This window comes from Escherichia sp. E4930 (genome assembly GCF_005845405.1).
Classification (GTDB): domain Bacteria; phylum Pseudomonadota; class Gammaproteobacteria; order Enterobacterales; family Enterobacteriaceae; genus Escherichia.
Window position 1 is genome coordinate 21,018 of the sequence record NZ_VCDZ01000018.1, and the last position, 13,147, is coordinate 34,164.

Here is a 13,147-nt window from a genome sequence, read left to right on the forward strand (position 1 = left end):
CGCTAACTTCGCTTATTATGGGGATCAGTTTCAGGGTTTCAAGGGAAGCACTCACATTGTCATCAATCTTCGCAACAAGGACCTCGGAAAAATGAATAATCATTTCAAGTGTATTGGCATTGTGGGACACCCACGGCACCCTACTGCACTGACAACACATGAAATGCTCTACCGCTGGCTGTGCACAAAAGGTTACGAGGTCATCGTTGAGCAACAAATCGCTCACGAACTGCAACTGAAGAATGTGAAAACTGGCACGCTCGCCGAGATTGGGCAACTGGCTGATCTCGCGGTAGTTGTTGGTGGCGACGGTAATATGCTGGGCGCGGCGCGCACACTCGCCCGTTACGATATTAAAGTTATTGGAATCAACCGTGGCAACCTGGGTTTCCTGACTGACCTTGACCCCGATAACGCCCAGCAACAATTAGCCGATGTGCTGGAAGGCCACTACATCAGCGAGAAACGTTTTTTGCTGGAAGCGCAAGTCTGCCAGCAAGATTGCCAGAAACGCATCAGCACAGCGATAAATGAAGTTGTACTTCATCCAGGCAAAGTGGCGCATATGATTGAGTTCGAAGTGTATATCGACGAGATCTTTGCGTTTTCTCAGCGATCTGATGGACTAATTATTTCAACGCCAACAGGCTCCACTGCCTATTCCCTCTCTGCGGGCGGTCCTATTCTGACACCCTCTCTGGATGCAATTACCCTGGTGCCCATGTTCCCGCATACGTTGTCAGCACGACCACTGGTCATAAACAGCAGCAGCACGATCCGTCTGCGTTTTTCGCATCGCCGTAACGACCTGGAAATCAGTTGCGACAGCCAGATAGCACTGCCGATTCAGGAAGGTGAAGATGTCCTGATTCGTCGCTGTGATTATCATCTGAATTTGATTCATCCGAAAGATTACAGCTATTTCAATACATTAAGCACCAAGCTCGGCTGGTCAAAAAAATTATTCTAATTTTACGCCAGCCTCTTTACTGTATATAAAACCAGTTTATACTGTACACAATAACAGTAATGGTTTTTCATACAGGAAAACGACTATGTTGGCACAACTGACCATCAGCAACTTTGCTATCGTTCGTGAGCTTGAGATTGATTTTCACAGCGGCATGACCGTAATAACCGGTGAAACCGGTGCGGGTAAATCTATTGCGATAGATGCCCTCGGCCTTTGTCTCGGTGGTCGCGCTGAAGCCGACATGGTGCGTACCGGCGCTGCTCGCGCTGACCTGTGCGCCCGTTTTTCACTGAAAGATACGCCAGCGGCTCTGCGCTGGCTGGAAGAAAACCAACTGGAAGATGGCCGTGAATGCCTGCTTCGTCGCGTAATCAGTAGCGATGGTCGCTCCCGTGGTTTCATCAACGGTACAGCTGTTCCTCTGTCACAACTGCGCGAACTGGGTCAGTTGCTGATTCAGATCCATGGTCAGCACGCTCATCAATTACTCACCAAATCCGAGCACCAAAAATTCCTGCTTGATGGCTATGCCAATGAAACCTCTCTGCTCCAGGAAATGACCGTACGTTATCAGTTGTGGCATCAAAGCTGCCGCGACCTCGCGCACCATCAACAACTAAGTCAGGAACGCGCCGCCCGTGCGGAACTGCTGCAATACCAATTAAAAGAACTTAACGAATTTAATCCGCAGCCCGGAGAGTTTGAGCAAATTGATGAAGAGTACAAACGTCTGGCGAACAGCGGTCAATTACTGACTACCAGCCAGAATGCATTGGCATTAATGGCCGACGGTGAAGACGCAAACCTGCAAAGTCAGCTTTACACGGCTAAACAGCTGGTGAGTGAATTGATTGGCATGGACAGCAAACTGTCCGGCGTACTTGATATGCTGGAAGAAGCTACCATCCAGATTGCTGAAGCCAGCGACGAACTGCGCCACTACTGCGATCGTCTGGATCTCGATCCCAACCGACTGTTTGAACTTGAACAGCGCATCTCAAAACAAATTTCGCTGGCACGTAAACATCACGTCAGCCCTGAGGCATTGCCACAGTATTACCAGTCGCTACTGGAAGAACAGCAGCAACTGGACGATCAGGCCGACTCACAAGAGACGCTCGCGCTGGCGGTAACGAAACATCATCAGCAAGCACTGGAAACGGCACGCGCGTTACACCAGCAACGCCAGCATTATGCAAATGAGTTGGCACAGCTGATCACCGATAGTATGCATGCACTCTCTATGCCGCATGGGCAGTTTACGATTGATGTTAAATTTGACGAGCATCACCTGGGCATTGACGGTGCCGATCGTATTGAGTTTCGGGTAACCACCAACCCAGGTCAGCCAATGCAGCCTATTGCCAAAGTCGCATCCGGTGGTGAGTTGTCCCGCATCGCATTGGCAATCCAGGTCATCACTGCGCGTAAAATGGAAACCCCGGCACTGATTTTTGATGAAGTGGATGTAGGGATTAGCGGTCCAACAGCGGCAGTCGTCGGCAAACTGCTGCGTCAGCTTGGCGAATCAACCCAGGTGATGTGTGTTACCCATTTGCCGCAAGTCGCAGGATGCGGTCATCAACACTATTTTGTCAGCAAAGAAACCGATGGCGCGATGACCGAAACTCATATGGAGTCGCTGGACAAAAAAGCGCGGTTACAGGAGCTGGCGCGCCTGCTTGGCGGCAGTGAAGTCACACGTAACACACTGGCGAATGCGAAAGAACTGCTTGCGGCGTAAACTTTTTTCCTGCTTCACGGTCAGAGTAAACAGCAAAACGCCGTAAGACCGGAAAGCAAAAGGTTTTAAAGTGATGAAAGGTCTATTATCATCGGCATATTACAGATGAGCCACGTACTGCTCGGGCCCGAAAAGGAATCAAATCATTATGCGCTGTAAAACGCTGACTGCTGCAGCAGCAGTACTATTGATGTTGACCGCAGGCTGTTCCACTCTGGAGCGAGTGGTTTACCGTCCTGACATCAACCAGGGGAACTATCTGACCGCTAACGACGTATCCAAAATACGTGTTGGCATGACGCAACAACAAGTTGCGTACGCATTGGGTACACCGCTGATGTCCGATCCATTTGGTACGAATACCTGGTTCTATGTGTTCCGTCAGCAACCAGGCCATGAAGGTGTAACACAGCAAACGCTGACGCTGACCTTTAACAGTAGCGGTGTGTTGACCAACATTGATAACAAACCCGCGCTGACTGGCAACGAATAAAATTTGCTGTTTATAACGATTAAAAAAAGGTGCTCAATGAGCACCTTTTTCATAGGAGGATCCTATGTCTGTACCAGAAAGCAAAGCTGCACTGTTGCAGGAAATGGAAAAATCATGGAATGGACTTACAAAAAAGTTATCTCGCATTCCAGAAGAAAAAGCTTTTCTCATCACAATGGAAGGGCATGCCAGCGGCACTGTGATGAGTGCGGCTAACCTGGTAAGCTATCTAATAGGTTGGGGAGAGCAGGTTCTTATCTGGCACAGACAAGAAGAAGCAGGAATCCCCATTGATTTTCCGGCTAAAGACCATAAGTGGAATGAACTTGGGAAACTAGCGCAGACATTTTACGCTAATTATTCCCATGTCACATTATGGTCCCAATTGTGCGAAATGTTAGAAACCAACCATCAGCAACTCAAATCGCTAGTGGAACGCTACAGCGATAACGAGTTATACCATCATCCCTGGTACGGTAAATGGACGCGTGGCCGAATGATCCAATTTAATACCGTATCACCCTATAGAAATGCAAGCACACGTTTGAACGCCCTACTAAAACAATTCTGACAATAGATTTGCTATTTATTCGCTGATTTTTCTGCTCGTTGCCTGCGAAGCTCTTTCGGATCGGCAATGAGAGGACGATAAATCTCCACCCGATCTCCATCATGCACGGTATCGCTCAGTTTTGCCGGACGGCTGTAAATGCCGACTTTGTTTTTAGTTAAATCGATATCGGTACGCAATTCCAGCAAGCCACTGGCGCGAATTGCTTCTTCAACCGTCGCGCCCTCCTGCAATCTTACCCGTTGCAGGTATTGTTTCTCGGGTAATGCGTAAGCAACCTCAACGGCAATTTTACCTGGCACTGTAGACCTCTTTTGCACGAACAGTAAAAGCCTGCACCATATTAGCTGCCAGCTCTTTAAACACGCGACCAAAGGCGAGTTCAATCAACTTATTGGTAAACTCAAAGTCGAGATGAAACTCAATACGGCACGCGTCCTGGCTCAACGGCGTAAACTTCCAGCCGCCGATCAATTTCTTAAACGGTCCATCAACCAGACTCATCAGAATACTTTGGTTACTGGTCAACTGGTTGCGGGTAGTAAACGTTTTGCTGATCCCAGCCTTAGACACATCTACCGCAGCGGTCATCTGCCCAGGAGTGGACTCCAGAATCCGGCTTCCAGTGCACCCTGGTAAAAACTGAGGATAAGACTGAACGTCATTCACTAACTGATACATTTGCTCCGCGCTGTAGGGTACCAGTGCGGTCCGGCTAATCTGAGGCATAACAATTTCCATCAACAAAAATCCAACAAATAATATCATTTATCCTGCCGTAAAAAAAACGCTATCCCGACGCTGGGTAACATCCGGTTCATGCTAAGATAGAGCCTTGTCCCCCGCAGGATTGATATGGGGTATTTTCGATTTCAGATTACCGATGATTCACGACGCTTATGACGAAGAAAAAAGCACATAAACCTGGTTCAGCGACCATCGCGCTTAACAAGCGCGCCCGTCACGAATACTTTATTGAAGAAGAGTTCGAAGCGGGACTTGCCCTGCAGGGCTGGGAAGTTAAATCCCTGCGCGCAGGAAAAGCCAATATTAGCGACAGCTATGTCCTTCTGCGCGACGGAGAAGCGTTCCTGTTTGGAGCAAACATCACGCCGATGGCAGTGGCTTCCACGCACGTGGTGTGCGACCCTACTCGCACCCGCAAACTGCTTCTCAACCAGCGCGAACTTGACTCTCTCTATGGCCGAGTGAACCGTGAAGGTTATACCGTAGTGGCGCTCTCCCTGTACTGGAAAAATGCCTGGTGCAAAGTAAAAATCGGCGTCGCGAAAGGTAAGAAACAACACGATAAACGTTCTGATATAAAAGAACGCGAATGGCAGGTTGATAAAGCACGTATCATGAAAAACGCGCACCGTTAAACCTATATAAGCGATACTAATCAAATCTTCACCGCGCCTCCCTATCCGGTGGCGCGAATGAACACCTTGTCGACTGTCAAATCTGACATTGATGTAGCCATCCCATTGCTTAATCGAAGAAAAATCATACTATGCAGGCGCTAATTCCAGGATGATAACGCCTTTGGGGCTAGTCATGGCGCTCAAAAATCTGGTATACTTAACGTTACACATTGGGGCTGATTCTGGATTCGACGGGATTTGCGAAACCCAAGGTGCATGCCGAGGGGCGGTTGGCCTCGTAAAAAGCCGCAAAAAATAGTCGCAAACGACGAAAACTACGCTTTAGCAGCTTAATAACCTGCTTAGAGCCCTCTCTCCCTAGCCTCCGCTCTTAGGACGGGGATCAAGAGAGGTCAAACCCAAAAGAGATCGCGTGGAAGCCCTGCCTGGGGTTGAAGCGTTAAAACTTAATCAGGCTAGTTTGTTAGTGGCGTGTCCGTCCGCAGCTGGCAAGCGAATGTAAAGACTGACTAAGCATGTAGTACCGAGGATGTAGGAATTTCGGACGCGGGTTCAACTCCCGCCAGCTCCACCAATCATGATTGGATGGTGTTATCACAACACCAACAAAAACAGGAAGTTAGAAGTCTCATCAGGACACCGACCAGACGGTGGGGAGACAAAAAAGGATACGCAACGGAGTCGCGACTCCCTGTGACATTAAAGCCCGCTGATGCGGGCTTTTTTATTGGTCCGGATTCCATCGTGTGTAAACCCCATTCAATTACAGTCCAGACATATACAGCATCCCTCAGGTCAGTATCAGCTTCTCGAAAAATAGTAACTGTCATTAACCCGTTGCCAGAAATAGAAAAATTAGCCTCCATAGCCAGTCTTCCCGGAATCTGTTTGTTCATTAAGATTGTTATCGATGTCATCAAATAACATCGGTTGAATGGGATTGTTCTTACTCACATTAGTCGATACGGAACTCAGTAAGTTGAAGTAACTCCGAACTCTGAAAAAGTAGTTTAAATAGCATTTCAACAGATGAGCAAACAAATGCCATCCGGTCGAAAACTGGATAAAACCGAAATTAATATATTGTTTTAATTATATATTTATGTTCAGCCCAATTTTTATCCCTTACATTTTTTGTTATTGATTTGTTGTTTTTGATCACAATAAGAAAACAATATGTAACTTTTGTGCGCATTTTTCAGAAATGTAGATATTTTTAGATTATGGCTACGAAATGAGCATCGCCATGTCACCCTACATCTCATAAGAGGAGCGCTTCTGATGAATGCACTGACCGCCGTACAAAATAACACTGTCGATTCAGGCCAGGACTATAGCGGATTCACCCTCATCCCGTCGGCACAATCCCCGCGTCTGCTGGAACTCACCTTCACCGAACAGACGACCAAACAGTTCCTCGAGCAGGTAGCCGAGTGGCCCGTGCAGGCGCTGGAGTACAAATCGTTTCTGCGTTTTCGGGTAGGCAAAATTCTTGACGATCTGTGTGCGAACCAGCTGCAACCGTTGCTGTTGAAGACGTTGCTAAACCGCGCTGAAGGTGCGCTGTTGATCAATGCAGTAGGTGTCGATGATGTGAAGCAGGCGGATGAGATGGTGAAGCTGGCGACGGCGGTGGCGCATCTGATTGGCCGTTCCAATTTCGATGCCATGAGCGGTCAGTATTATGCGCGTTTTGTAGTGAAAAATGTCGATAACTCAGACAGCTATCTGCGTCAGCCGCACCGCGTAATGGAGCTGCACAACGACGGCACCTACGTCGAAGAAATCACTGATTACGTACTGATGATGAAAATCGACGAGCAGAACATGCAGGGCGGAAATTCGCTGCTGCTGCATCTCGATGACTGGGAACATCTGGACCACTTTTTCCGCCACCCGCTGGCGCGCCGTCCGATGCGCTTTGCCGCGCCGCCGAGCAAAAACGTCAGCAAAGATGTTTTCCATCCGGTGTTCGACGTTGATCAGCAGGGTCGCCCGGTGATGCGCTATATCGACCAGTTCGTCCAGCCGAAAGACTTCGAAGAAGGCGTGTGGTTGAGCGAGCTTTCCGATGCCATTGAAACCAGCAAAGGCATTCTTTCTGTGCCCGTTCCCGTTGGCAAATTCCTGTTGATTAACAATCTGTTCTGGCTGCACGGTCGCGACCGCTTTACCGCGCATCCGGATCTGCGTCGTGAACTGATGCGCCAGCGCGGCTATTTCGCTTATGCCACTCACCACTACCAGACGCATCAGTAAGCGCAAAGGAATTGAGCGGATGTATGATTTTGTGATTATTGGCGGCGGCATCATCGGCATGTCGACCGCCATGCAACTGATTGATGTCTATCCGGACGCCCGCATAGCGTTGCTGGAAAAAGAGTCCGGCCCTGCCTGTCATCAGACGGGCCACAACAGCGGCGTGATCCATGCCGGGGTTTATTACACGCCCGGTAGCCTGAAGGCGCAGTTTTGCCTGGCGGGGAACCGCGCCACTAAAGCCTTTTGCGATCAAAACGGCATTCGCTTTGACAACTGCGGCAAGATGCTGGTCGCCACCTCTGAACTCGAAATGGAACGGATGCGCGCCTTATGGGAACGCACGGCGGCGAACGGTATCGAGCGCGAGTGGTTAAACGCCGACGAACTGCGCGAGCACGAACCGAATATCACCGGGCTTGGCGGTATTTTTGTGCCGTCCAGCGGCATTGTCAGCTACCGCGAAGTCACAGCGGCGATGGCAAAAATCTTCCAGGCCAGAGGCGGTGAGATTATCTATAACGCCGAAGTCAGCGCCCTCAGTGAGCATAAAAACGGCGTGGTGATACGTACCCGTCAGGGCGGCGAATATGAAGCATCGACACTGATTAGCTGTTCCGGGCTGATGGCTGACCGGCTGGTGAAAATGCTCGGCCTCGAACCGGGCTTTATCATCTGCCCGTTCCGTGGCGAATATTTCCGCCTTGCGCCGGAGCATAACCAGATTGTTAACCATCTGATTTACCCCATTCCCGACCCGGCAATGCCCTTTTTAGGCGTTCATCTCACCCGGATGATCGACGGCAGCGTGACCGTAGGGCCAAACGCGGTGCTGGCGTTCAAACGCGAAGGCTATCGCAAGCGCGACTTCTCATTTAGCGACACGCTGGAGATTTTGGGCTCGTCGGGGATTCGCCGGGTGCTGCAAAACCATCTACGCTCAGGACTAGGCGAGATGAAAAACTCGCTGTGCAAAAGCGGCTATCTGCGGCTGGTGCAAAAGTATTGTCCCCGGCTTTCGTTAAGCGATCTCCAGCCCTGGCCTGCCGGTGTGCGGGCGCAGGCGGTATCGCCGGACGGCAAGCTGATTGACGATTTTCTGTTTGTCACCACCCCGCGCACGATCCACACCTGCAATGCGCCCTCCCCGGCAGCGACATCAGCAATTCCTATTGGTGCGCATATTGTCAGCAAGGTACAAACGCTGTTGGCAAGCCAGAGTAACCCCGGACGCACGCTGCGAGCGGCACGTAGTGTGGATGCCTTACACGCCGCGTTTAATCAATAACCTTTGAAAACAGGATGTAGCGATGAAACTTAACGACAGTAACTTATTCCGCCAGCAGGCGTTGATTAACGGGGAATGGCTGGACGCCAACAATGGCGAGGTCATCGATGTCACTAATCCGGCGAACGGCGACAAGCTGGGTAGCGTGCCGAAAATGGGCGCTGATGAAACCCGCGCCGCTATCGACGCCGCCAACCGCGCCCTGCCCGCCTGGCGTGCGCTCACCGCTAAAGAACGCGCCACCATTCTGCGCAACTGGTTCAATTTAATGATGGAGCATCAGGACGATTTAGCGCGTCTGATGACCCTCGAACAGGGCAAACCGCTGGCTGAAGCGAAAGGCGAAATCAGCTACGCCGCCTCCTTTATTGAGTGGTTTGCCGAAGAAGGCAAACGCATTTATGGCGACACCATTCCCGGTCATCAGGCCGATAAGCGCCTGATTGTGATCAAGCAGCCGATTGGCGTTACCGCCGCCATCACGCCGTGGAACTTCCCGGCGGCGATGATTACCCGTAAAGCCGGTCCGGCGCTGGCGGCAGGCTGCACCATGGTACTGAAGCCCGCCAGTCAGACGCCGTTCTCTGCGCTGGCACTGGCGGAACTGGCGATTCGCGCGGGCATTCCGGCTGGCGTGTTTAACGTGGTCACCGGTTCGGCAGGCGCGGTCGGTAATGAACTGACCAGCAACCCGCTGGTACGCAAACTGTCGTTTACCGGCTCGACCGAAATTGGCCGCCAGTTAATGGAACAGTGCGCGAAAGACATCAAAAAAGTGTCGCTGGAGCTCGGCGGCAACGCGCCGTTTATCGTCTTTGACGATGCCGATCTCGATAAAGCCGTGGAAGGCGCGCTGGCCTCGAAATTCCGCAACGCCGGGCAAACCTGCGTTTGCGCCAACCGTTTATACGTGCAGGACGGCGTGTATGACCGTTTTGCCGAAAAATTGCAGCAGGCGGTGAGCAAACTGCACATCGGCGACGGGCTGGATAAAGGCGTCACCATCGGGCCGCTGATCGATGAAAAAGCGGTAGCAAAAGTGGAAGAGCATATTGCCGATGCGCTGGAGAAAGGCGCGCGTGTGGTTTGCGGCGGTAAAGCGCACGAACGCGGCGGCAACTTCTTCCAGCCAACCATTCTGGTGGACGTTCCGGCTAACGCCAAAGTGTCGAAAGAAGAGACGTTCGGCCCCCTCGCCCCGCTGTTCCGCTTTAAAGATGAAGCTGATGTGATTGCGCAAGCCAATGACACCGAATTTGGCCTTGCCGCCTATTTCTACGCCCGTGATTTAAGCCGCGTCTTCCGCGTGGGCGAGGCGCTGGAGTACGGCATCGTCGGCATCAATACCGGCATTATTTCTAATGAAGTGGCCCCGTTCGGTGGTATCAAAGCCTCGGGTCTGGGTCGTGAAGGTTCGAAGTATGGCATCGAAGATTACTTAGAAATCAAATATATGTGCATCGGTCTTTAACTGGAGAACGCGAATGAGCAGCAATAAAGAGTTAATGCAGCGCCGCAGTCAGGCGATTCCCCGTGGCGTTGGGCAAATTCACCCGATTTTCGCTGACCGCGCGGAAAACTGCCGGGTGTGGGACGTTGAAGGCCGTGAGTATCTTGATTTCGCGGGCGGCATTGCGGTGCTCAATACCGGGCACCTGCATCCGAAAGTGGTTGCGGCGGTGGAAGCGCAGTTGAAAAAACTGTCGCACACCTGCTTCCAGGTGCTGGCCTACGAGCCGTATCTTGAGCTGTGCGAGATTATGAATCAGAAGGTGCCAGGCGATTTTGCCAAAAAAACGCTGCTGGTCACCACAGGTTCTGAAGCGGTAGAGAACGCGGTGAAAATCGCCCGCGCCGCCACCAAACGTAGCGGCACCATCGCCTTTAGCGGCGCGTATCACGGGCGCACGCATTACACTTTGGCGCTGACCGGCAAGGTGAATCCGTACTCTGCGGGGATGGGCCTGATGCCGGGCCATGTTTATCGCGCGCTTTATCCTTGCCCGCTGCACGGCATAAGCGAGGATGATGCTATCGCCAGCATCCACCGGATCTTCAAAAATGACGCGGCGCCGGAAGATATCGCCGCCATCGTGATTGAGCCGGTTCAGGGCGAAGGCGGTTTCTACGCCGCGACGCCAGCCTTTATGCAACGTTTACGCGCGCTGTGTGACGAGCACGGGATCATGCTGATTGCCGATGAAGTGCAGAGCGGCGCGGGGCGTACCGGCACGCTGTTTGCGATGGAGCAAATGGGCGTAGCACCGGATCTCACCACCTTTGCGAAATCGATCGCAGGCGGTTTCCCGCTGGCGGGCATCACCGGGCGCGCCGAAGTGATGGACGCTGTCGCACCTGGCGGTCTGGGCGGCACTTATGCCGGTAACCCGATTGCCTGCGTGGCAGCGCTGGAAGTGTTGAAGGTGTTCGAGCAGGAAAATCTGCTGCAAAAAGCCAACGATCTGGGGCAGAAGTTGAAAGACGGAATGTTGGCGATCGCCGAAAAACACCCGGAGATCGGCGACGTACGCGGGCTGGGGGCGATGATCGCCATCGAGCTGTTTGAAGATGGCGATCACAACAAACCGGACGCCAAACTCACCGCCGAGATCGTGGCTCGCGCCCGCGATAAGGGCCTGATTCTTCTCTCCTGTGGCCCGTATTACAACGTGCTGCGCATCCTGGTACCGCTCACCATTGAAGATGCTCAGATTCGTCAGGGTCTGGAGATCATCGGCCAGTGTTTTGCTGAGGCGAAACAGTAGGTCCGTACCCATGCCGGAAGCGACGCTTTGCGTCTTGTCCGGCCCACGGAAATCCAGGTCGGATAAGGCGTTTACGCCGCATCCGACATTCAGCGCACCATGCCGGAGGCGACGCTTTGCGTCTTGTCCGGCCTACGGGGATCCAGGCCGGATAAGGCGGAGCCGCTCTCCGGCAAAAAGAATCAATAACAATTAAACGCGTGACCCGACGCGGGAAATGTCGGGGCGCTCTCCCAAGTGACACACTTTCGAGAGGATTCAGGATGGGGCAATCATCGCAACCACATGAGTTAGGCGGCGGGCTGAAATCACGCCACGTCACCATGTTGTCTATTGCCGGTGTTATCGGCGCAAGTCTGTTTGTCGGTTCCAGCGTCGCCATCGCCGAAGCGGGCCCGGCGGTATTACTGGCCTATCTGTTCGCCGGGCTACTGGTGGTTATGATTATGCGGATGCTGGCGGAAATGGCGGTTGCTACGCCTGACACCGGCTCCTTTTCCACCTATGCCGATAAAGCCATTGGCCGCTGGGCGGGCTATACCATCGGCTGGCTGTACTGGTGGTTTTGGGTACTGGTTATCCCTCTGGAAGCCAACATCGCCGCCATGATCCTGCACTCGTGGGTTCCCGGCATTCCCATCTGGTTATTTTCCCTCGTCATTACCCTCGCCTTAACCGGCAGTAATTTATTAAGCGTTAAAAACTACGGTGAATTTGAGTTCTGGTTAGCGATATGCAAAGTGATTGCCATCCTGGCATTTATTTTCCTCGGCGCAGTGGCGATTAGCGGTTTTTACCCATATGCAGAAGTGAGCGGTATTTCAAGATTATGGGATAGCGGCGGCTTTATGCCCAACGGCTTCGGGGCGGTATTAAGCGCGATGCTGATCACCATGTTCTCGTTTATGGGCGCGGAAATTGTCACCATCGCCGCCGCAGAATCCGACACGCCGGATAAACATATTGTCCGCGCCACCAACTCGGTTATCTGGCGTATCTCTATTTTCTATTTGTGTTCTATTTTTGTCGTCGTGGCTCTCATTCCGTGGAATATGCCAGGACTGAAAACCGTGGGTTCCTACCGTTCCGTGCTGGAGCTGCTGAATATTCCGCATGCAAAATTCATTATGGATTGCGTTATTTTGCTGTCAGTAACCAGTTGCCTGAACTCGGCGCTGTATACCGCGTCAAGGATGCTCTACTCCTTAAGCCGTCGCGGTGATGCGCCCGCGGTAATGGGTAAAATCAACCGCAGTAAAACCCCGTACGTGGCAGTATTACTCTCCACCGGTGCGGCATTTTTAACGGTGGTAGTGAACTATTACGCGCCTGCGAAAGTGTTTAAATTCCTGATCGACAGCTCCGGCGCTATCGCCTTGCTGGTTTATTTAGTCATTGCCGTTTCGCAATTACGGATGCGTAAAATCCTACTGGCGGAAGGCGGCGATATTCGCCTGCGCATGTGGCTTTATCCGTGGCTCACCTGGCTGGTGATTGGCTTTATTACTTTTGTGTTGGTGGTGATGCTATTCCGTCCGGCTCAACAGTTAGAAGTGATCTCCACCGGCTTATTAGCGATAGGGATTATCTGTACCGTGCCAATTATGGCTCGCTGGAAAAAGCTGATAATGTGGCAAAAAACACCCATTCATAATACGCGCTGATAATG

At 51.8% G+C, this 13,147-nt stretch carries 12 protein-coding genes and 1 other RNA gene; 11 read left to right on the forward strand and 2 right to left on the reverse strand.

All coding sequences use genetic code 11. From position 1 onward, the window contains the following. Positions 1 to 91: 91 nt before the first annotated feature. From nadK to FFT88_RS18855, 4 genes are all read left to right on the forward strand, one after another. Complete coding sequence (gene nadK, locus FFT88_RS18840) at positions 92 to 970, forward strand: NAD(+) kinase (RefSeq protein WP_001059169.1); 879 nt, start codon at positions 92 to 94, stop codon at positions 968 to 970. An 85-nt stretch (positions 971 to 1,055) separates the two neighbouring features. Further along, positions 1,056 to 2,717: a DNA repair protein RecN gene (recN, locus tag FFT88_RS18845; protein WP_130261274.1), complete on the forward strand. Its 1,662-nt coding sequence runs from the start codon at positions 1,056 to 1,058 to the stop codon at positions 2,715 to 2,717. Positions 2,718 to 2,865: 148 nt separating this feature from the next. After that, a complete protein-coding gene (gene bamE / locus FFT88_RS18850) occupies positions 2,866 to 3,210 on the forward strand; it encodes an outer membrane protein assembly factor BamE (RefSeq protein ID WP_064529892.1) in 345 nt (114 codons plus the stop codon). 64 nt (positions 3,211 to 3,274) lie between these two features. Further along, positions 3,275 to 3,781, forward strand: a complete 507-nt coding sequence (locus FFT88_RS18855; protein WP_135403818.1) for a ClbS/DfsB family four-helix bundle protein — start codon at positions 3,275 to 3,277, stop codon at positions 3,779 to 3,781. An 11-nt stretch (positions 3,782 to 3,792) separates the two neighbouring features. Here FFT88_RS18855 and FFT88_RS18860 read toward each other — a convergent pair whose 3' ends face one another. Then, complete coding sequence (locus FFT88_RS18860) at positions 3,793 to 4,083, reverse strand: RnfH family protein (protein ID WP_064529893.1); 291 nt, start codon at positions 4,081 to 4,083, stop codon at positions 3,793 to 3,795. Continuing rightward, positions 4,073 to 4,510 (reverse strand): type II toxin-antitoxin system toxin RatA, encoded by a 438-nt coding sequence (gene ratA, locus FFT88_RS18865; protein ID WP_001339419.1) that lies wholly within the window; start codon positions 4,508 to 4,510, stop codon positions 4,073 to 4,075. The genes FFT88_RS18860 and ratA overlap by 11 nt, the downstream gene beginning before the upstream one ends. Positions 4,511 to 4,680: 170 nt before the next feature. On the opposite strand from ratA, the gene smpB reads away from it, so the two are divergent. From smpB to gabP, 7 genes are all read left to right on the forward strand, one after another. Next, positions 4,681 to 5,163: an SsrA-binding protein SmpB gene (gene smpB, locus FFT88_RS18870; protein WP_000162574.1), complete on the forward strand. Its 483-nt coding sequence runs from the start codon at positions 4,681 to 4,683 to the stop codon at positions 5,161 to 5,163. Positions 5,164 to 5,377: 214 nt separating this feature from the next. After that, positions 5,378 to 5,740, forward strand: a transfer-messenger RNA (tmRNA) gene (gene ssrA / locus FFT88_RS18875). 707 nt (positions 5,741 to 6,447) lie between these two features. After that, positions 6,448 to 7,425: a glutarate dioxygenase GlaH gene (gene glaH / locus FFT88_RS18885; RefSeq protein WP_135403817.1), complete on the forward strand. Its 978-nt coding sequence runs from the start codon at positions 6,448 to 6,450 to the stop codon at positions 7,423 to 7,425. A 19-nt stretch (positions 7,426 to 7,444) separates the two neighbouring features. Beyond that, complete coding sequence (gene lhgO / locus FFT88_RS18890) at positions 7,445 to 8,713, forward strand: L-2-hydroxyglutarate oxidase (RefSeq protein WP_135403816.1); 1,269 nt, start codon at positions 7,445 to 7,447, stop codon at positions 8,711 to 8,713. A 22-nt stretch (positions 8,714 to 8,735) separates the two neighbouring features. Further along, positions 8,736 to 10,184: an NADP-dependent succinate-semialdehyde dehydrogenase gene (gabD, locus tag FFT88_RS18895; protein WP_088128690.1), complete on the forward strand. Its 1,449-nt coding sequence runs from the start codon at positions 8,736 to 8,738 to the stop codon at positions 10,182 to 10,184. A 13-nt stretch (positions 10,185 to 10,197) separates the two neighbouring features. Beyond that, a complete protein-coding gene (gene gabT, locus FFT88_RS18900; RefSeq protein ID WP_135403815.1) occupies positions 10,198 to 11,478 on the forward strand; it encodes a 4-aminobutyrate--2-oxoglutarate transaminase in 1,281 nt (426 codons plus the stop codon). Between the two features lie 263 nt (positions 11,479 to 11,741). Beyond that, positions 11,742 to 13,142: a GABA permease gene (gene gabP / locus FFT88_RS18905; RefSeq protein ID WP_130217239.1), complete on the forward strand. Its 1,401-nt coding sequence runs from the start codon at positions 11,742 to 11,744 to the stop codon at positions 13,140 to 13,142. Positions 13,143 to 13,147 lie beyond the last annotated feature (5 nt).

Coding starts and splice junctions, on each gene's coding strand:
- nadK (WP_001059169.1), top strand. CDS start 92: ATGAATAATCATTTCAAGTGTATTGGCATTGTGGGACACCCACGGCAC.
- recN (WP_130261274.1), top strand. CDS start 1,056: ATGTTGGCACAACTGACCATCAGCAACTTTGCTATCGTTCGTGAGCTT.
- ratA (WP_001339419.1), bottom strand. CDS start 4,510: ATGCCTCAGATTAGCCGGACCGCACTGGTACCCTACAGCGCGGAGCAA.
- glaH (WP_135403817.1), top strand. CDS start 6,448: ATGAATGCACTGACCGCCGTACAAAATAACACTGTCGATTCAGGCCAG.
- gabP (WP_130217239.1), top strand. CDS start 11,742: ATGGGGCAATCATCGCAACCACATGAGTTAGGCGGCGGGCTGAAATCA.
- gabT (WP_135403815.1), top strand. CDS start 10,198: ATGAGCAGCAATAAAGAGTTAATGCAGCGCCGCAGTCAGGCGATTCCC.
- lhgO (WP_135403816.1), top strand. CDS start 7,445: ATGTATGATTTTGTGATTATTGGCGGCGGCATCATCGGCATGTCGACC.
- smpB (WP_000162574.1), top strand. CDS start 4,681: ATGACGAAGAAAAAAGCACATAAACCTGGTTCAGCGACCATCGCGCTT.
- FFT88_RS18855 (WP_135403818.1), top strand. CDS start 3,275: ATGTCTGTACCAGAAAGCAAAGCTGCACTGTTGCAGGAAATGGAAAAA.
- gabD (WP_088128690.1), top strand. CDS start 8,736: ATGAAACTTAACGACAGTAACTTATTCCGCCAGCAGGCGTTGATTAAC.
- bamE (WP_064529892.1), top strand. CDS start 2,866: ATGCGCTGTAAAACGCTGACTGCTGCAGCAGCAGTACTATTGATGTTG.